The organism is Dendronalium sp. ChiSLP03b (assembly GCF_034531165.2).
In the GTDB taxonomy this organism is placed as follows: Bacteria; Cyanobacteriota; Cyanobacteriia; order Cyanobacteriales; family Nostocaceae; genus Dendronalium; species Dendronalium minutum.
This window is the reverse complement of the sequence record NZ_JAVRBR020000140.1, coordinates 42143-60526: the sequence shown is the minus strand read 5'-3', so window position 1 is coordinate 60526 and position 18384 is coordinate 42143. Positions and strand designations below refer to the sequence as shown.

Below are 18384 nucleotides of genomic sequence, written 5' to 3'. Positions count from 1 at the left end.
GAAAACCTAATGCTCACATCAGTAAAGGTACTTCTGACATCAATTATCGACTATGCCGGACTTTTTCCTCCAGCTAAGCTCGGCATCCAAGCAGCTATGGTAAATTATGCAAACTATCAGCGAACACCCTACCGTTGGATGCTGAATCACTTTGTGCTGCCAGTGTCTCGGTTAGAAGAGTTTGCAAACTTTGTGCCAACATTAGACTTAAAGCAATGGTCGCTGAGCCTGATTATTTCAGAGCATTGGGAGTCAGAGATAGAAGTTGTGCGTTCATCGCAGCGATCACTCCAATCGCTCCATAATAAAAATCAGATCGCTGTCGCATCTTTAGAATTTCCCATACTGTCGCCCATAGAAATAAAAAAAGTCATTCCTTATTTAACTGATGAAGTAGAAGCATTTTTTGAAATCCCCCTAAACGAAGACCTACAACCATATCTAGCAGTACTGAAACATACTAAAGCAACAGCAAAAATTCGTACGGGTGGCATTACTCTAGAAGCCTTTCCCTCTATTACCCAACTTTCTCTGCATATTTTGGCATTTGCTGAAGCTCAGGTTTCCTTCAAAGCAACCGCAGGCTTGCATCATCCATTACTAGGTAACTATTACGTCACATACGAACCAGATAGTCCCTCTACTCTGATGCATGGCTTCTTAAATGTTGCAGTCATGGCAGCATTAGTTTATTGGCAAAAAGTAACCGCACAAGAAGCATTAGAAGTTCTCCAATCTGCTAGCAATATCTTTCATTTCACAGATGACGCTATTACTTGGCGTGATTATCACCTAAATATTGCAGAAATTGAGCAGGCTCGACAACAATTCTTCCGCTCTTTTGGTTCCTGCTCATTTCAAGAACCAGTAGACAATCTCCAGGAGCTAAAACTACTATGAGCCGTTCTCCAAATGCTACCCATGATCCACATTTACGGAGTTGGGTCGAATCTGCAAATCAGCCGGATACAGATTTCCCAATTCAAAACCTGCCGTTTGGCGTGTTTCGATCGCAAAATAGCAATCAACCCTCACATATTGGGGTTGCGATTGGTGACCAAATTTTAGATTTATCTCTTTGCTACAAAGCTGGACTACTGCAAGGACTCCCAGAACATGTGCAAGTAGCCTGTGCAGCGCCTAACTTGAATCAAATCATCGCAATGGGGAGTGAGGCTGCATCATTGTTACGAAGTCACATCAGCCAGCTGCTGCAAAAAAACGAGCAACCACGAGAAGCACAAGCAACGCTCATTTCCATGTCTGATGCCGAGCTTTTGTTACCTACTACTATTAATGATTACACAGATTTTTACGCCTCAATTTTTCATGCTATCAATGTAGGCAAGTTGTTCCGTCCTGACAATCCACTTTTACCCAACTACAAGTATGTTCCGATTGCTTACCACGGACGCGCCTCGTCAATCGTACCTAGCGATACAGCTATCCACCGTCCCAAAGGTCAAATAAAAAAACCGCAAGCGCCAGCCCCTGATTTTGAACTTACTCAAATGCTGGACTACGAATTAGAAATTGGCTTCTTTGTTGGCAGCGGGAATCAGTTGGGACAGCCCATTCATCTAGATAATGCTGAGGAACATATTTTTGGACTGTGTTTAGTGAACGACTGGTCAGCACGAGATATCCAAGCTTGGGAATACCAACCCCTTGGCCCCTTCTTAGCCAAAAGTTTTGCCACCACTATCTCGCCTTGGGTGGTAACTCTGGAAGCGTTGGCACCCTTCCGCTGTCCTGTAGAACGTAATCAGAACGATCCCTCACCGCTACCTTATCTTTCTTCCCCGTTAAATAACGAATTGGGTGGTATCGATATCACAGTTGAAGCGCTACTACATTCATCCCAGATGCATACAGCAGGAATGACACCGTTTCGCTTGAGTCGCGGATCTTTCAAGCAGATGTATTGGACAGTAGCCCAAATGCTCACCCATCACACAAGTAATGGTTGTAACCTTCGTCCTGGCGATTTGCTGGCTAGTGGAACAGTCTCAGGCGCAGAAAAAGACTCACAAGGGTGTCTATTGGAGATTACTCAGCGTGGAACTCAGTTAGTTCAACTACCAACTGGTGAAGTGCGGTCTTTTCTATCCGACGGTGATGAAGTTATCCTGCGCGGCTACTGTGAAAAAGAAGGTTATGTCAGGATAGGTTTTGGAGAGTGCCGAGGCGCTATCTTAAGCGCTGTTTTTTGAATGAGAGATTTGGTGGAACATAATTCTTGTATGGATAAACTTAGTCTGCTCCTATATCCCCCTCATCCCTCAGTTACTGACTCCAACTCGGTATCACTATGCTTTTGCCCAGCTACGGCATCAGTTTTTGAGTCAGATGTGATGATACTGATACTACCGTCAGCTTCCATATATGCAAACTTCACCTCAGCCAAAAATTCCACCCCTTGCTGACGTAACTTGCTCATTAACTCATCTGCTGTGATTAGCTCCCGTTGTAGATGCCGTTCAATCAACTGACCGTTTTTTACCAATAGTAATGGTGGGCGATTTAGGAAGCGCAACTTAGGAAGCTTGTAACCCAACCAGTTAAGAAAGTAGCTCCAAAAAATAACAGTTCCTACTAAAATAGCTCCTTCAGTAATTGATGTATAATTTCTTGCCATTGCATTTTGGGCCGCTTCAGCAAATAGCACAACAACAAGTAAATCAGTAATTCCTAAGGTTCCTATTTGTCGGCTAGGCAGTAAGCGTAGCACTGAAAACAGCGCTAGGTATACAAGTGACCCGCGTATCATTAGCTCCAAGACACTGATGCTAGGAATAAAAATTCCCTGCCAATCAATTACTAACCATCTCTCCATCAGCAATGATTTCATCCCTTTTTCAATGCTTAAATTTCATCAGTATTAAGAATTCTCTCCTCTGCCCCTCTACCTATGACTCTTGAGGTTTTTAACTAAAAGTACTGGTTTTTTCTTCTGTATTTTAAGCATTTTGGTTGTTGAACATACCGAATAAGACGATTAATTAAGCGAGAAAATTGCTTTTTACTATTGGTGTTTTGCCCAGTTTTCGCAGTACCATTACTGTTCAAACTCTGATGAGCAGGAGCGTTCTTAGTCAGAGGTATAGCATTCTTAGTTGGAGTTATACCAGAACCGTGCCTTCTGGCATAAACCTGAGTAAATTCCGCACCAAAAAAGAGAATCTGAGCGGCATAGTAAACCCAAGCTATGATAACTACTAGTGAACCAGCAGCACCATAAGTTGAACCAAAACTACTGTTACCTAAATACTGTCCTAATAAATATCTACCAATGGAGAATAACAGGGAAGTGAGTATAGCTCCAATTAAAACATCCTTCCAAGTTATTTTGACATCCGGTAGAACTTTAAAAATTAGTCCGAATAGTACTGTAGTAATACCAAAAGAGAGGATAAAGCTGATTATCTGCCAAATAAAATCTACGCCTGGTACTAAGTTACTAAAATACGTCACCAGTGCTGCCAATGCCGCACTAATTACCAAAGATACCAGAAGTAAAAAGCCAATACCTAACACCATTGCAAACGATAAAAAGCGTTGACGAACGATGTTTTTTACGCCCCGTCCAGGTTTCGGTTTTACTTCCCAAATCGTGTTTAAAGCATCTTGTAATTCGGTAAATAAACCAGTAGCACCTAATAACAAAAGTACAACACTAATCAGAGAGGCAATAGTTCCTGTTTGCGGTCTATCGGCATTTTTGATCGCTATTTGGATGAATTCTGCGCCATCTTTGCCAACTAGCCCTTGAATTTGTCGGACAATTTCACCTCTTGCTGCTTCCTCTCCAAATACTGCTCCCGCGATCGCAATTACGATGATCAACAAAGGAGCGATAGAAAAAATCGTGTAATAAGCTAATGCTGCCGCTAACCGTGAGGCTTTATCTTCATTCCATTCTTGAAATGTCTCTTGGAACAGCGCCCAAATCGCCTGCCAATTCATCTAATCAGTCTCCTTATCGCAGGAATGTGGTTTTTATCCTGTTATATTTGATACTGATTCTCTGGATAATAACATCTTCCCAAGGATGTTAATAAAGCTTTCTGGAGGAGGAGTTTATTTATTACTAGGCTAGTTTAAGATTGAGTTAATAACTTTTTGTAAGAAAATTTAGGCATCCAATCAGCTTTTTTATATCAAAAGTTACAGCAATTTTCAAGTTGATGAAGTAAAGATCCTAAGTCTCAAACCCAGGCATAAAGCCTGTTTCACTTCTAAATTCTGAATTATGAAGCCAGTTGACGGCAGTTGCTACAACGGGGAGGCAGCCGCGTGGGCGGGTTTCCCGACTTGAGCGGACTGCCGTGGGAACCCCACGCCAATCGCTTCAACGGATAGCGAAGTGGTAACGAGTTACCGAGCGTCGGGAACCTCCGCACAGCGCTGGCTCCGCAACGCACTGCCTCCTCTACTTGGGGAGACCCCTGTGTACCCGTCACTGGCTCCTCCTGAATTCTGCTGTAAATATTTGAGCGCCGAGGTGAGACAGCGCTACGGAAAGGTTTCCCTCCGGAACCACTTCCCTATGGGGGTTCCCCCCTTGAGGAAAGTGGTATCAGGCGATTGTGTTAGCGCAGCGTTAGCGACGTTCGCGTTAGCATCTTGCACACAAGGAGCGCGTCACCCAAAGGGTCGATCGTTAGATATCACCTCTATTCAGTCAAAAACTTTATTTAAATCACAGCTTCTTCGCGTTGACAATCAAAAACAACCATGAAAGAAGCGTTAGGTTTCATTTGGCGTAGATGCTGCATGTAACCATCTGCATCAGAGCGACTGCGAAAACGAGCAACAATCTCCCGTTCTGCATCAGGAAGTATACGGGCAATAGCCCAAGAATTAAGACGCTCTTTGTAAGCAATACCCTGATTTTCTGAGTTAGAAGCTTTGTAATCAGTATTTTGTGGCATGATTATGTTATCCGTATTAACTTTTTCACAGGGCGTTACTGAGTCTCCAAGGAAAGATGTACTAACGCCTTTTTTCATGATTCTGCCACCTTGTTATTCGATTATTAATAAATTGTCAATACTTAGTGCTATATTTCAGACAAATTAAGTTGAAATTTTCAGTTAGCAACAAGCCTCAAAGCTTTAACTAGCAAATAAAAAAGGAAAAACAAACTTAAATCTAAAAAGTATGGCAAATATTCTATTCAAACTACTTGTATCATTAAATCTAAGTAAATTTAGTAGCAGTAGTTAAATACTTGATAGTGTTTTAAAAGATACTGAGCATTTTAAATTTTAGATAAAAATTAAGGTGCTTGATTAAAATTAATTAGTATCAGTACTTTCATATTTCGTGAGTTAAGATAACTTTTTAAGATTATTTTATTGATTTTTTTTAATATTTTTCGTGTTATATAATCTGCAAAAAATATTACAGGATCGAAATCTAACGATCGCAGTAAGAGAAGATGAGTGTCTCTGTCTCAGTTACTTTGCATAATGGTGACATTATTGGCTATTCCAACCTCAAGTGGAGTGACCCATCAATGGGTGTGCTTTCAGGACAATTTACACCGATATCCAACTATGAATCTATAGCTTATGTGTTTCAATTTTTTGCTGAAAACCCTTACAGTCTGCTAGAGAAAAATGATTTACGAGATGTTTACAATAAGATGCGTGACGAAATGGGACTTCAATTATTTGACCATAAAGGCGATCGCATTACAGATGCACAGCAATCTACATTGATGATTACTCTCGTGAGTTAGGTGCAGATGGACAAGAGCTTGTAGTCTTTATAAGGGATGGACAGCATTGGGAACAGTATTTGCCAAGGTAAATCTCAACTCTATTGGGGAAATAGTTTGATGATTTTGGTCTATTTATCCGAAAATGGTTTTTAGTATTAGACTAACTGCTTGCAGTCAGCTAGACTAGCAACTGCACAAACTAACTCATCTAAGTTGATAGGCTTGCATATATGCATTTGAAAACCTATAGCATAGGCGTATGCACGCTCTGTTTCTGAAGCAAATCCCGTTAAAGCAATAGCTGGAATCCATTTTCCTTGCGTTGCTACCAGATTTCTAACTTTTGTGAGTGATGAGTAGCCGAGTTCATCCGATAAGTAGATGTCGGAGATAAGGATATCAGGATTAAAATAGGACAATACTTCTAAAGCCTCATTTACTGAACCAACAGCTAAGATTTCTGCGCCCTCCATTTGAAATAGGATGGTAAGAATCTTTCTTGTATCAGCATCGTCATCAATAACTAGCAAGTGTAAGCCATCAACAGAGATGGGTTGACTATACATTAATTTTACCTTAGTGTAGTTCCAACACCTCGAGCAGCAATAGCATCGAAATGCACACTCCTCTAAATGGCATTAAAAGGCATAATTTTCTCAAGGTTACACAAACTCTAGTTTTAGTGTCTGTCCGGTTTCGCACATAGAAACCTAAAATTATTCATCGGATATTACGCTCAAATTCTTTAACTAAAAACTGCTCGTACTCGTTTTTGAGAACTCGATAACACTCACATGATGCGACTTCTAAAGCTTCGCGATTTATGATGCTGATATTACCACGATTGTAACACATTATTCCTGCATTGCTGAGTGTTTTAGCTGCCACACTCACACTGGAGCGACGTACACCCAGCATTTGAGAAATAAATTCTTGAGTGAGGAATAACCGATCTGATTGCAGACGGTCTGAGACGACCAACAACCAGCGAGCAAGCCTCTGCTCTATTGTATGGAGGCTATTGCAAGCAACGCCTTGTGCTACTTGGGTGTGTAAAGCGTGGATGTAACGTAACAAAAGACTTTGCAGTATTCCACCTCGATGGAACTCGGTTTTCAAGACATCTGCTCTCATCTGCATCGCACTCTCTGGAATTTGCACAATCGCTCTTGTGGTCGTTGTATTAGTTCCCAAAATTACGGATATACCTACCACACCTTCATTACTTACTACAGCGACTTCAACCGATGAGCCATTTTCCATAGTGGTTATTAAAGAAACCATTGCTTTATGAGGAAAATAGACGTGTGTGATAGGTTCTTCTGGCTCTATAAGAATTTGCTCAAATGAGAGTTGTACTAACTTTAGGTGAGGAACAAGACGCTTATATTCAGAGGTAGGCAGAGTTGAAAGCAACCTATTTTCTCTAAGAACTGGGACATTATTTTCTATTGACATTAAGGATCTCCTTGATATAGGTCTCTTTGCGAAAAAGCAGTTTCAAGCTAGAAGGAGAGCAACTGAGAACCTATTTGTAACGTCAACTAATGTGTATTTTCTCAAATAATTTTTTTCAGAGTAACATTTGATTACAGTATGTTGTAGATAAATTAATTGACAATTTCACTATTGCAGTAATTATAATCGTGAATCTCAAAAGTGTGGTGTAGGTTGCCAGAATTTTTTATGAATACCGAACAGCTAAACAATATACTTTGTATTATGGAGTTATTAGGCAACTCTTTACTCCATATTTTCTTTGTTAATTACCTGTAATTCTTCCAGTATAAAGATTATTCTATCTCAATCACAACCTTACCGAAGTGAGCAGCACTTTTGAGGTAAAGATAAGCTTCCCGTGCTTCTGTGAAAGAAAAAACTCTATCAATAATAGGCTGAAGTTGATGTTGAGCGATCGCCTGATTCATTGCCTCAAACATTTCCCGACTACCGACATAAATTCCTTGAACTGTTAAACTCTTGAAAAGTATCGGTGTGGGGTCAATTTCATTTCCTCTGCCTGATAATACGCCAATGTAGCTGATTTGTCCGCCGATCCTGACTGCTTGTAGGGATTTGGGAAAAGTACCCGCACCACCTACTTCCACTACACGATCTACGCCTGTGCGATTAGTTAGTGCATAAACTTGCTTTTCCCAGTCTGGCGTTGTCTTATAGTTTATGGTTTCATCAGCACCAAGCTGTTTAGCTCGTGCTAATTTCTCATCACTGCTAGAAGTAACGATCGCTCTAGCACCATGTATCTTGGCAAACTGAAGGGCAAAAATTGAAACGCCGCCAGTACCAAGCAACAAAACACTGTCATTTGGACTAACATTGCCCTTAGTTACCAAAGCCTGCCAAGCTGTAACGGCTGCACAGGGCAAAGTTGCACCTTCAGAGTAAGATAGATGGTCTGGTAATATTACTAACCCTTCTTGATGTAATACAACATACTCAGCAAGTACGCCATCGATGCCACCTCCCAGATCCGATTTCATTTTTTCTTTGCTCAAAGAGCCATAAATCCAGTTTTGGAAGAAGATACCAGCGACGCGATCGCCTATTTTTACCCGTGTGACTCCTTCCCCCACTGCCACGACTTCCCCTGCACCATCAGACAGGGGAATAAGCGGATATTTCACTCCAGAACCGTAGGCTCCTTCAGCCACAAGTAAGTCGCGGTAATTTAGGGATGTCGCTCGGACTTTGATGAGAACTTGCCCTGCTGCGGGTTTGGGTTCAGGGCGATCGACTAATTTGAGGGCATCAATGCCTGTATTGCTCTGAATCTCGTAAGCTTTCATAGATAGATAAAGGGTGAGAATTAGAAAGTCAAAAAGATTTTCCTAAAAATACTAGCGCGATCGCAAAATATTTTGCTATACTAAATTCTTGTGTGCAACAGCGGGTGGTTAGCTCAGTTGGTAGAGCGCCTGCCTTACAAGCAGGATGTCACTGGTTCGAGTCCAGTACTACCCATTTAAGAAAAAGCTGCTTAAATATCGACTTTTACTGTACATTGACAAAATTATTTGTCGCTGCACTCCGTAATTTCCGGTAATTCAATATCTGAAATTACCTCATATATTTGCAATTACAAAGTAATTTTAGCTCGTATTTAGCACAGTGAAACTAGCAATTGAGGTAATTAAGGCTAACTCCTGCTAATAGTTGTATTCGCAAGCAGACGTGTGAAAAACTGTATTTACTACATTAATTATAGGTATAAACTATTGCTTATTTTGCGTCTGCAATTACAGTAACCCCTAGACCAAACCAAGAATTATACCCACTGATAATGAGATAATTGCAGCGCTTGGCTGGGACATTTGGAAATTCGCGCTCACTTGCACGCCAGAAGTTACATTTGGATTAGTTATGAGTTATGAAAAAATCTTTTCGCTACATGTTTTTACACTCAGTGCTGGTGGAGGTCACTACGCTACCCTAAGAGCTTTAAGTGCGATCGCACAACAACAAAAACGACCCTGGCAGATCACTGTAACAGATATCGGTCAACTATCAGAGCCGTTAGATCCCTATAAAAAGCTGTTCGGTTCAGACGGTAATGAACTCTACAACCAGATGATCGGCGCAGATTGGACATGGCTACATCCAGTGATGATGTTTCTTGATAAGTTTTTCATTCGCTTGTTGCATCCGATTGGGGTGAAATTGGGCGAACGACATTGGCGACAGCAACCTCCTTTGGATCTAGTCATTTCTTTAATTCCCCTGTATAACCGAGCAATTTGGGACAGCCTGCAACGAGTTAAAGTCAACACACCTATGGTTACAATCATGACTGACTTTGCAGATAGTCCCCCCCATTTTTGGATAGAACCTAAAACTAAAAGTTACTTAATCTGCGGAACCAACCGCGCCACTGAACAAGCGCGTTCTTTAGGTGTATCAAAAGAATACATTGTGCAAACTTCAGGAATGATTGTACATCCCCGCTTCTATCAACCGATGTCTAGCAATCGCCGTGTAGAAAGACAGCGTTTAGGATTAGATCCAGACCGAGTAACGGGAATTGTTTTGTTTGGGGGAAAAGGTTGTGCAACAATGCTCAACATTGCCCAATCCTTAGATTGTATGAGCGATCGAGTGCAGTTGATTTTTCTGTGTGGTTATAATCAGAAACTTGCACAAGCATTGCAAGAACGTCCAACTCAGTTACGGCAACACGTACAAAGTTTTACTGATGAAGTGCCATATTTCATGAGTTTGGCTGATTTTTTTATTGGCAAACCTGGTTCTATTAGTATTAGTGAAGCGATGGTAATGAATTTACCTGTAATTGTTGAACGCAATTCCTCAACACTCATCAATGAAAAATACAATGTTGAGTGGATATTAGAGAAACAAGTTGGTCTGGCAATTAAAAGCTTTCGCAGGATTGTTCCAGCCGTTGAGGAACTCTTAAAACATGAAAATTGGCTTCGCTACAAGGCGAATCTTGCAGCTATTCAAAACCAAGCTGTATTTGAAGTTTGCGATATTTTACAAAACATTTTTGATAAAAAATAAAGTGTAAGATATTTATAGTCTATCTTTTGCAATAGAGCGATCGCGATAAGTTATGAAAAGCAATTGCTTCCCTGCTTAAACCGCAAGTGTTTCGGCTTTACAAACGTGCGATTCGATTGGCATACTTTGGGCAATGGAAAACCAAATTACAATATTCAGGAGCGATAAAATTCATACCTTAATAGTCATTGTCAGCTACACAAATCCCTTTACATTTAATACCGTTCGTAGCGGTGCGCTGACAATGAGAACATAGAACTTTTTCTTTTTCTGTTTCTTGATTTATCTTTATACTAATGCTTGCCGTCAGAGAGTCGTTTTCGGTCTGGAGTTTTACAGTCATAAGAATGGAGGAATTGTTTACGATTTACATTTTACAAGTCATAAAAATAGCGATTATCAGTTAAGCACGCTCTAATAATTCCATTGCACATTGAATTATTGAGTATTTTCGTTATATCTATATATTAAGCAACATTGCGCTCTTTTACAAAATATAGTGAATTGTTTTCTTGGATTTGAAATACACCTGCTTGTGACAGGCTTTGTGTAAGTGCTTAAGATTTTCTGCGTCGAGCCATGATGGGGTTTTAGTGGGGGATAATTTTATTTTACTTTCAGCATCTGGCTATTTCGTTTAAACGGACACGACATTACCTAACTCTCAAGCGATCGCAATAATATCTTACACAAGTTTGCACTTTGTTCTTCAAAGGTAGATGGATAGTTTTTGAGTAAGGCATCGATCTGATTTTGGTACAGTTCTTTTTCGTTTAACAAACGCCTGATTTTTAAATTCAAATCCTGGCGATCTGTAAAGCACTCACCTAATTGATATTTTTCGACAAAGCTAATAGCTCCTCGGTCGTTAGCTGCTGCTTGTCTAGGAAGTAATAATGGTGTGCGGGCAAGCATTGCTTCCAATAAAATACCTGCTGAAGGACGAGCCAGAATTATATCTACAGCAGACATCCATTTATGGAGATTATCTACAAAACCTAGCGATCGCACTTGGCAATTTTGCTTTTTCCCAGCCATCAGCTCAATTTTGACACGCAGTTTTTCATCTCGACCACAAGCCACAATTACAACTAAGGAGTCTAGAAATAGGCTTTGTAAATATTTCAGGTATTTTGTGCAAAAGTTGCCACCAAAACTGCCACTAATGATGAGAATACAGGAATTACTAGGGGATAGTTCAAAGCGATCGCGCAGTGTTTTTCGCTCTCTAATTTTAAAGTGCTTGGCTTCACGCAGAGGCCCGATTACTTGGCAACGAGCCTGATTTTGGGGTTTGTAATCTCTATCTATATTTCGATAGATTCTATTTTGTGGATAGCAAATCACAAAATCATAAAGGTATCTGCTAATAAACTGGATTTGCTCGGACAAGCTGCTGGAACGAGTTAACTCATAAGACCAATAAGTAAGTTTAAAGGGGAAACTCTGTACAGCATTCACAGTTTCCGGAAAATAGCAGATATGGGTGGCATCTGGGGAAACTAAATCTATAAAAACAGACAAATCTGTAATTACGAGAAAAAAAGGAATTTGCTTTTCTTTAGCCCAACTACCCAAGCATTTACCAGCAGTATCGGCAGTACAAATGAGAATATCTGGTGCAATCTGGTCTAAAGTTTGGTGCATGGCTGCAACTGAGCTAACCTCACCAATAGGCAATAAGATCAAGCGCATCAAATAATTAATTAGTATATCTGCCAACTCGATCCAGTTATGGCAGATGAAGAAGTTCCAAGCACTAACCCAAGCTTTTGTCAATAGTTCGCTTAATGGGTCTTGCAGTAATTCAGTTATGGTGTACCTGAGCGTTTCAAAACGATCGTCCTGTAAAATTTCCTCGGCGAGAATATTGGCCATAATTTCATGACCCATTCCCGATCGCTCATAGACAATCAAAATTTTAATTTTGGCGGCATCAGACATGGAATATGTGCAATCAAGCTTCTTCAATTCCTGGCAAACTAGTCAAATCAGTCGGATCTAATCGCTCCGACACAGAACAGAACCATTGTTCGACAACCGCTAAAGTTCCTGCTAAAAACCGATCCCGACAGCGACGGCGTTGTACTTTGCCACTGGAGGTTTTGGGGACAGTACCAGGTTTTAAAAGGGCGATCGCATAAACTTCGACCAAATGCTGCATCACGATAGTTTGACGAATGGCAGCAATTATGTCTGCAATTTGCTGAGAATTCAACTTGCGGAGGGCGTGGCGATCAATTTCTTGAGCAATTACTAGTCTTTCCTCTCCTTCCACATCTACAGAAAAAGCGGCACTGGCATTCGCTGATAAAGCGGGATGGCTCTTTTCTGAAGTTTGCTCTAGAAGTTGAGGATAGAAATTGCGTCCCCAAAAAATCATCATGTCTTTGAGACGACCAGTAATAAACAATTGGTCATTGTGAATAAAACCTAAATCCCCAGTTCTTAAAAAGGGGCCTTTACCACTATCTGACAAATAAGCCTGGAAGGTTTGCTCGGTTTCTTGGGGTCGATGCCAATAATTGCGACTCAGCCCTGGTCCTTGCACCCAAATTTCGCCGACACCATCAGACGGACAAGGAGCCAGAGTTTTCGGGTTGACAATTATCACCTGGTTTCCCGGCCACGCACGACCGCAGCTAATCACCGTTCGCGCTCCAGTTTGCCCTTTTGCTACGGTCACAACTCGATTCTGTTCCAAAGCTTGCTCATCCACAAACTGAATGGCTGATGACTCTTTAACAGCACCTCCAGAGATCACCAAAGTTGCTTCTGCCATGCCATAAGACAGATAAAATGCCTCTCGTCGAAAGCCGTATGGTGCAAATAAGGCTGTAAACCGTTCTAGAGTTTCCGGTCGTACGGGTTCAGCCCCATTGCCGGCGATTTCCCAACTACTCAAATCGAGGTCTGTTATTTGTTCTGGTTTAACCCTTTGCACGCAGAGGTCGTATACAAAATTAGGCCCTCCACTGATGGTTGCTTTATGGGTTGAGATTGCCTTGAGCCAACGACTGGGATTTTGAAATACAGCTACTGGTGACATTAAAGCAGTACAGGCTCCAGCATAAAGGGTTTGCATGATGCCAGCGACCAATCCCATGTCATGGGTTAAAGGCAGCCAATTCACCCCTCGAAAGTCAAGAGTAGGAAATGTCTGCTGAAAATTGGCGCAGTTTTGCAACACATTGTCGTGGGAGATGGCGACTGCTTTGGGAATTCCTGTGGAACCAGAGGTGTATTGGAAATAGGCGATCGCATCGCGATCGATTTTTCGTTCTTGCCAGTTCGAGCCACCATCCCACAAAATTCGATCCGTGGCTATCCAAGGTAGATTTTTGCTCTCTTGTGGCACCAAAGATTGAGCCAACCACTCTAACCATGAATCCTGTAACTTATCTATAAGTGCGGCAGAGGTAAGAGCAACACTTACTTGACATTCCCGAACGCGAAAGCCAAAATCTCCCCATTCTTCTGAGTTTTGAGGCGGTCTTGTGGGTATAGCGATCGCGCCAGCATAGAAGCAGCCAAACAAGGCTGCAATAAACTCCAGACAGGCATTGAAGGGATAAACTAATAAAACGCGATCGCCAACTGAAGTGACGGACTCAAGACTGGCAGCAATAGCACGAGCCTGTCGGTCGAGGTCTTGATAGGTAAGGCGATCTGATTCTATTTCCCCATCCTTGAGAAATGTGAAAGCCTGATTATGAGGCTGTTTTTGAGCGCGATCGCTCAGGAGGTCGATGAGAGAACTGAACGAGGAGGATGACACTGTAACAAAACTCTTATGATAAGGTGCAGGGCAAAATCATAATAATGCATTCCTACCAGTTTTGAAGGAATAGAGATGTTTGAGGTCGATTAAATGGCTACGAGCGAGTAAAAAATATATGTTGACTAATATTGCACAAATAATGGCTGCTTTGATGGCAGCTTTGCTGATTACTAGTCTGGTTGAGTACTGGGGTCATCGCCTGATGCATATATTTCCCCAAACTTGCCGATTTCATGTCGATCACCATCAGGACGGAACAGGACAAGGCGTAGTAAAAGAATTTCGAGATTATATCGTTGGTGGTTTGCCTATACTGTTGTTGACGGTTCTAATTCTTCAGCTAATTGGGGCAAACTGGTACATTAAAGTTAGCTGGTTAATTGGATGCTTAGGTTATACAGTGTTTGCAGCCTATGCTCATCAACTTCAACACGATAACCCCAAGCTTTGTTTCTGGATAGCGATGCCAGTTCACTATGTTCATCACCAATACAACCAATGGCACCACAACTTTGGTATTGGTGTTGATTGGTGGGATCGAGTTTTTAGAACCTATAAACCTATAAATTGGCAGACTGAGGCTGAGTTGCAGCCACAGCGTGGATATTTGCAAATCCGTTGGTGGTAATGAGTAGGTCGGTGTTAAAAATTGTCGTTATCACAAGGCAGATGGCAGAGGGCAGAAGGGAAGAGGTTTTTAGGTAACTTTACTTTTCATTACATTAATACCTTAGCCAATTTACGAGGGTTCAATGCCTGTGGAAAGGGGATGAATACGTCCGCGCATAAGTAAGCTTGGCTAAAATTTGAGCTAATAAAATCGGCTCAGGTTTTTCAGGAAGCATTTTTAAAATTTCACGTATATATCGAAAACCACGGTAATAAGCTTTCAGGTCAATAATGCCAGAGTTAGGATTATATTTACGGAAATCAGCGAGAAGATGATAGGATAAATTGACCATAAAGAATGCGAGATTAGCCGCATTGGTTACAGCAGTTTGGCTCAGATTCATAAAATCTTCTAGCCCCTAAAATTGCTTGGCATCACGGAAGTTAAACTCGATTTGAAAGCGGAGTTTGTAGTAATCTATTATTTTGTCACATGGCATGGAGTCGAGATCGCCTTACTGACTCTTCCAAAATTAGTACGGTGTGCCGTCTTTATGGACAAATCTCCACTTGCCATTCTCTAACAAGGCCATGAGGTCGTCATCGGGATAGCTGCCTTCGTCTTCCGGTGTTCTGTCTCCGATTTCTAGGTAAAGAACATCCTCTGAGGTTTCATTGATTAGATGGTGGCCGTTACCAGTACCAGCCTTGAAGCCGGCACACATACCTGGGGAGAGTTGTGTACAACCTTCGTCGGTACAAAGCGTTGGATGCCCCTCCAAGATGTACACGAACTCGTCTTGCTTGCTATGAGCGTGACGAAGAGCTGAAATTGCCTGGGGAGCTAGGCGTGTTAGGTTTACACCAAAGTTCGTGATGCCAAACAGGTCACCAAGTGGGTGTTTCTCCCTGCCCACCATACGCGATGCAAACGGTTCAGGATAGTTTGAGGGCTTAGTTCTTGTCGGTGCATCAGATGCGTTGATGGCGATCAATTTTTCTCCTTCTGACATAAGAACCTCGTAAGACGAATGATAAGGGCTAATACCAATTTAAAATTTTTGTAGGCTCTTATTTTGGCAAAGGTATTATTACATACTTCGGTTTTTTGCGCCTCTCTACTTACCATTTTGGATCGCTATATGCTTTGTGAAAATAAGGCACAAGAAAAGAGAGTTTTGCACTTTTGGCTTTATGTTCATATCTTAATATTTCATTGTGCTTTCTTACTTAATGGGTATAGTCATAAAAAATTGAGATCGTTGCGACATTATCTAAGAGAGAAGTTATGCAAGTTAGTAAAGTTCGCTTTTCCAACCAAGAGGCGACGCTCTTTGCACAGGAAGTAAAAACACAGGTTGCAGATTATTTTGCAGTCACGGGTCGCTCGCCAAAGGCTGATTCCCGAATGGTCTTCAAGACAATTGTTTTCCTTGTAATCACCTACGGTAGCTATGCCCTCATCTTGAGTAACCAATTTTCGGCATGGCAGATGCTCGCTCTGGCTGTATTAATGGGTGTAGGAATAGCAGGTATTGGCTTTTGTATTGCACACGATGCGCTGCACGGGGCCTACTCGGCAAACCCACGAGTGAATAAATTCATCGGCTATATTTTCGATCTGCTGGGCGCTAACGGATATATATGGAAAATCGCCCATAACACTATCCACCACACATACTCCAACATCCCCGGAGTAGACCAAGACCTGATGGTTTCGCCGCTCATCCGATTTTCATCGGCTACTCCCCTAAAACCTATTCACAAATATCAACATATCTATGCTTTTTTAGCATATAGCCTTGCCACACTGAATTGGCTTTTCATGAAGGATTTTCTTTGCTTTCAATTGCGGGACTTTGGGCCATGTAAAGACCTAGTACATTCCCGTGCTGAGGTCGTAAACCTGATTTGGACAAAGTTATTCGTCTATGCCTACACGATCGCAATTCCATTACTGGTTTTAGATGTAACCTGGTGGCAATTTCTCATTGGGTTTGTAGTCATGCACGTCACGGCTGGACTGATTCTCGGTGTGGTATTTCAGTTAGCACACGTAGTTGAAGGACTGGAATTTCCTGTGCCAGATGAAAACGGCACGATCGAACATACATGGCTGGTTCATCAGATGGTAACTACAGCTAATTTTGCCCATGAGAACCAATTTCTATCTTGGTTCGTAGGCGGGTTAAACTATCAAATTGAGCATCACCTGTTCCCCCAAGTATGCAGTATTCACTATCCAGCAATCAGCCAAATTGTACGTGAGGTGGCTCAGAAACATAGCGTACCATACAACTATTACCCAACATTTTTTGGTGCGATCGAATCACACTACTCTATGTTGAAGAAGTTGGGCGCTCCACACACAGAGGTAAACACTAATCCCAGCCTATGTTCGTAACCTCTGACGTAACTGATGCCAGATTAGTACGCTACTGAAAATTAGGATTAAAGCTGTGGACGATAAGGTTGCTATTCCTGTACCGACGATGCCAAAGGATTGAGTTAAAACCAGCAGCAACGGCAAATAAACTCCCAAAATGGCGATCGCATTTATTCTCAATGGGAAACTGGGCTTGCCGATTGCATAAAAGGCGGGTTCTAAAGCACAATTTCCCATTGTAAAGACTTCTGCTGCCACTAACAGTACTAAAATCCCATAGGCCGAAATAAATGCCTCGCCAAAGGCATACTTCAGAACGATCTGACCCAAGCAAACGATAATGATGAAGATTATCGCCCCAATTCCGGTGGCGATCGCAGTTGATTTCAGCAGCAAGGACACGAACAAACGCCATTTATCCTGGCTGTCTAACCGAGCCAATTCTGGATAGACAGATTGAGTCAAAATCTGAGCTAAATCCTTAAGTGGAGTAGACAATTCATAGCTTACCTGGAACAGTCCTGCGGCTGCGTGAGTAGTCAAAATTCCCACTACTAAGGGACTGGCTTGTCTCATCATCATTGGCAAGGAAGAATCGAAGTTAGACACGATGCAAAACTTCAACAAGCCGCGATGGTGTTGGCTCAAATCGATCGCAGACCAATTTATATTCTTTAACATTCCTCGTTTCCAAGCTTCTCGCCAACCAACTAGGAACAACAATAACCCTCCAGAAGCTTGGGAAATAAACCAAACCAGAAGATATCCCCATACAGGAGCATTCAGAATGGCAGCAACGAACGCTCCAAACATGCAAATAAAGGTAGGAATAGTAATCTGTAACGCTAACAAATCAAAGCGATTGCAAAGCTGTAATAAACCTCTGGGTGTCGCTACACTCGTGAAAAGAATAATCAAGCTACACCACTGAACTTGAAAGATCGTCGCCTGATTCCATCCCATATAGAAACCAATATAGGGCGCAAGAATAACTGCGATCGCTAAACCAATCAGCACTCCTAGTAAATCGAGTAGGGTGGTAAATTTTAAGAGCTGTTGCAAAGCGACTTTATTTTTTTGCTCAAGACAAATAGTCCCGTAACGAATTACCGCCTGAGAGGATTGAAAGGTGGTTAAATCTGTGACTATCTGAATATAGGTTTGAATGAGAACCAGCGTGCCAAAACCTGTAACACCTAGGTGATGAGTAACTATACTTAAATAGACTAAACTGGCGAATCCAGTCATCACTCGCCCTCCCAGCAGCCAAGTAGCATTTTTTATAACTGTCGTGAGGAAAATACTGTCGGCAAGCCATCGCTTAATCATTGCAAACTAGATAAG

At 41.7% G+C, this 18384-nt stretch carries 17 protein-coding genes, 1 tRNA gene and 1 pseudogene; 7 read left to right on the top strand and 12 right to left on the bottom strand.

The window, feature by feature from the left end:
• Positions 1 to 9: 9 nt before the first annotated feature.
• Entirely contained in the window at positions 10 to 900 is an 891-nt protein-coding gene (locus RMY31_RS31990; protein ID WP_322659961.1) for a hypothetical protein, read from the top strand.
• A complete protein-coding gene (gene fahA, locus RMY31_RS31985) occupies positions 897 to 2213 on the top strand; it encodes a fumarylacetoacetase (protein ID WP_322659959.1) in 1317 nt (438 codons plus the stop codon). Before RMY31_RS31990 ends, fahA begins: the two co-directional genes overlap by 4 nt.
• 62 nt (positions 2214 to 2275) lie before the next feature.
• On the opposite strand, the gene RMY31_RS31980 is transcribed toward fahA, so the two are convergent.
• From RMY31_RS31980 to RMY31_RS31965, 4 genes are all read right to left on the bottom strand, one after another.
• Entirely contained in the window at positions 2276 to 2836 is a 561-nt protein-coding gene (locus RMY31_RS31980; RefSeq protein WP_322660028.1) for a DUF421 domain-containing protein, read from the bottom strand.
• Positions 2837 to 2931: 95 nt separating this feature from the next.
• The gene (locus tag RMY31_RS31975; RefSeq protein ID WP_322659957.1) at positions 2932 to 3966 is read right to left on the bottom strand and encodes a YihY/virulence factor BrkB family protein; all 1035 of its coding nucleotides are present in this window, start codon (positions 3964 to 3966) and stop codon (positions 2932 to 2934) included.
• A gap of 284 nt (positions 3967 to 4250) precedes the next feature.
• Entirely contained in the window at positions 4251 to 4463 is a 213-nt protein-coding gene (locus RMY31_RS31970; protein WP_322659955.1) for a hypothetical protein, read from the bottom strand.
• A 234-nt stretch (positions 4464 to 4697) separates the two neighbouring features.
• The gene (locus tag RMY31_RS31965; RefSeq protein WP_322659953.1) at positions 4698 to 4934 is read right to left on the bottom strand and encodes a hypothetical protein; all 237 of its coding nucleotides are present in this window, start codon (positions 4932 to 4934) and stop codon (positions 4698 to 4700) included.
• A gap of 509 nt (positions 4935 to 5443) precedes the next feature.
• Between RMY31_RS31965 and RMY31_RS31960 the strand changes: the two genes are divergently transcribed.
• Positions 5444 to 5746: a hypothetical protein gene (locus RMY31_RS31960; protein WP_322659951.1), complete on the top strand. Its 303-nt coding sequence runs from the start codon at positions 5444 to 5446 to the stop codon at positions 5744 to 5746.
• Between the two features lie 137 nt (positions 5747 to 5883).
• On the opposite strand, the gene RMY31_RS31955 is transcribed toward RMY31_RS31960, so the two are convergent.
• The 3 genes from RMY31_RS31955 to RMY31_RS31945 all read right to left on the bottom strand — a co-directional run bounded on the left by RMY31_RS31955 (position 5884) and on the right by RMY31_RS31945 (position 8535).
• Complete coding sequence (locus RMY31_RS31955) at positions 5884 to 6294, bottom strand: response regulator (protein ID WP_322659949.1); 411 nt, start codon at positions 6292 to 6294, stop codon at positions 5884 to 5886.
• Positions 6295 to 6448: 154 nt separating this feature from the next.
• Complete coding sequence (locus RMY31_RS31950; protein ID WP_322659947.1) at positions 6449 to 7186, bottom strand: Crp/Fnr family transcriptional regulator; 738 nt, start codon at positions 7184 to 7186, stop codon at positions 6449 to 6451.
• A 335-nt stretch (positions 7187 to 7521) separates the two neighbouring features.
• Complete coding sequence (locus RMY31_RS31945; protein WP_322659944.1) at positions 7522 to 8535, bottom strand: NAD(P)-dependent alcohol dehydrogenase; 1014 nt, start codon at positions 8533 to 8535, stop codon at positions 7522 to 7524.
• Positions 8536 to 8637: 102 nt separating this feature from the next.
• Here RMY31_RS31945 and RMY31_RS31940 point away from each other — a divergent pair.
• Both RMY31_RS31940 and RMY31_RS31935 read left to right on the top strand, forming a co-directional pair.
• Positions 8638 to 8710 (top strand) — tRNA-Val (locus RMY31_RS31940).
• A gap of 399 nt (positions 8711 to 9109) precedes the next feature.
• On the top strand, positions 9110 to 10264 hold the full coding sequence (locus RMY31_RS31935) for a glycosyltransferase (RefSeq protein ID WP_322659942.1): 1155 nt from the start codon (positions 9110 to 9112) through the stop codon (positions 10262 to 10264).
• A 657-nt stretch (positions 10265 to 10921) separates the two neighbouring features.
• Here the strand turns inward: RMY31_RS31935 and RMY31_RS31930 are convergent.
• Together RMY31_RS31930 and RMY31_RS31925 are read right to left on the bottom strand one after the other, a co-directional pair.
• On the bottom strand, positions 10922 to 12208 hold the full coding sequence (locus tag RMY31_RS31930; protein ID WP_322659940.1) for a hypothetical protein: 1287 nt from the start codon (positions 12206 to 12208) through the stop codon (positions 10922 to 10924).
• Positions 12209 to 12221: 13 nt separating this feature from the next.
• On the bottom strand, positions 12222 to 14042 hold the full coding sequence (locus RMY31_RS31925; RefSeq protein WP_322659938.1) for a fatty acyl-AMP ligase: 1821 nt from the start codon (positions 14040 to 14042) through the stop codon (positions 12222 to 12224).
• Positions 14043 to 14160: 118 nt separating this feature from the next.
• Between RMY31_RS31925 and RMY31_RS31920 the strand changes: the two genes are divergently transcribed.
• A complete protein-coding gene (locus RMY31_RS31920; RefSeq protein WP_322659935.1) occupies positions 14161 to 14673 on the top strand; it encodes a sterol desaturase family protein in 513 nt (170 codons plus the stop codon).
• A gap of 111 nt (positions 14674 to 14784) precedes the next feature.
• Here the strand turns inward: RMY31_RS31920 and RMY31_RS31915 are convergent.
• Together RMY31_RS31915 and RMY31_RS31910 are read right to left on the bottom strand one after the other, a co-directional pair.
• Positions 14785 to 15166 (bottom strand): annotated as a pseudogene (locus RMY31_RS31915) (IS4 family transposase); the annotation flags it as partial.
• A 21-nt stretch (positions 15167 to 15187) separates the two neighbouring features.
• Positions 15188 to 15667 (bottom strand): cupin domain-containing protein, encoded by a 480-nt coding sequence (locus tag RMY31_RS31910; protein ID WP_322659932.1) that lies wholly within the window; start codon positions 15665 to 15667, stop codon positions 15188 to 15190.
• A gap of 275 nt (positions 15668 to 15942) precedes the next feature.
• Between RMY31_RS31910 and RMY31_RS31905 the strand changes: the two genes are divergently transcribed.
• A complete protein-coding gene (locus RMY31_RS31905; protein ID WP_322659930.1) occupies positions 15943 to 17058 on the top strand; it encodes an acyl-CoA desaturase in 1116 nt (371 codons plus the stop codon).
• On the opposite strand, the gene RMY31_RS31900 is transcribed toward RMY31_RS31905, so the two are convergent.
• Positions 17047 to 18369 carry an oligosaccharide flippase family protein gene (locus RMY31_RS31900; RefSeq protein ID WP_322659928.1) on the bottom strand — a complete coding sequence of 441 codons (1323 nt, stop codon included), beginning with the start codon at positions 18367 to 18369 and terminating at the stop codon, positions 17047 to 17049. The genes RMY31_RS31905 and RMY31_RS31900 overlap by 12 nt on opposite strands.
• Positions 18370 to 18384 lie beyond the last annotated feature (15 nt).

Bases quoted from the DNA above. Each gene is read 5' to 3' on its own strand.
- RMY31_RS31990 (WP_322659961.1), top strand. From the start codon at position 10: ATGCTCACATCAGTAAAGGTACTTCTGACATCAATTATCGACTATGCC.
- fahA (WP_322659959.1), top strand. From the start codon at position 897: ATGAGCCGTTCTCCAAATGCTACCCATGATCCACATTTACGGAGTTGG.
- RMY31_RS31980 (WP_322660028.1), bottom strand. From the start codon at position 2,836: ATGGAGAGATGGTTAGTAATTGATTGGCAGGGAATTTTTATTCCTAGC.
- RMY31_RS31975 (WP_322659957.1), bottom strand. From the start codon at position 3,966: ATGAATTGGCAGGCGATTTGGGCGCTGTTCCAAGAGACATTTCAAGAA.
- RMY31_RS31965 (WP_322659953.1), bottom strand. From the start codon at position 4,934: ATGCCACAAAATACTGATTACAAAGCTTCTAACTCAGAAAATCAGGGT.
- RMY31_RS31960 (WP_322659951.1), top strand. From the start codon at position 5,444: ATGAGTGTCTCTGTCTCAGTTACTTTGCATAATGGTGACATTATTGGC.
- RMY31_RS31955 (WP_322659949.1), bottom strand. From the start codon at position 6,294: ATGTATAGTCAACCCATCTCTGTTGATGGCTTACACTTGCTAGTTATT.
- RMY31_RS31950 (WP_322659947.1), bottom strand. From the start codon at position 7,186: ATGTCAATAGAAAATAATGTCCCAGTTCTTAGAGAAAATAGGTTGCTT.
- RMY31_RS31945 (WP_322659944.1), bottom strand. From the start codon at position 8,535: ATGAAAGCTTACGAGATTCAGAGCAATACAGGCATTGATGCCCTCAAA.
- RMY31_RS31935 (WP_322659942.1), top strand. From the start codon at position 9,110: ATGAGTTATGAAAAAATCTTTTCGCTACATGTTTTTACACTCAGTGCT.
- RMY31_RS31930 (WP_322659940.1), bottom strand. From the start codon at position 12,208: ATGTCTGATGCCGCCAAAATTAAAATTTTGATTGTCTATGAGCGATCG.
- RMY31_RS31920 (WP_322659935.1), top strand. From the start codon at position 14,161: ATGTTGACTAATATTGCACAAATAATGGCTGCTTTGATGGCAGCTTTG.
- RMY31_RS31910 (WP_322659932.1), bottom strand. From the start codon at position 15,667: ATGTCAGAAGGAGAAAAATTGATCGCCATCAACGCATCTGATGCACCG.
- RMY31_RS31905 (WP_322659930.1), top strand. From the start codon at position 15,943: ATGCAAGTTAGTAAAGTTCGCTTTTCCAACCAAGAGGCGACGCTCTTT.
- RMY31_RS31900 (WP_322659928.1), bottom strand. From the start codon at position 18,369: ATGATTAAGCGATGGCTTGCCGACAGTATTTTCCTCACGACAGTTATA.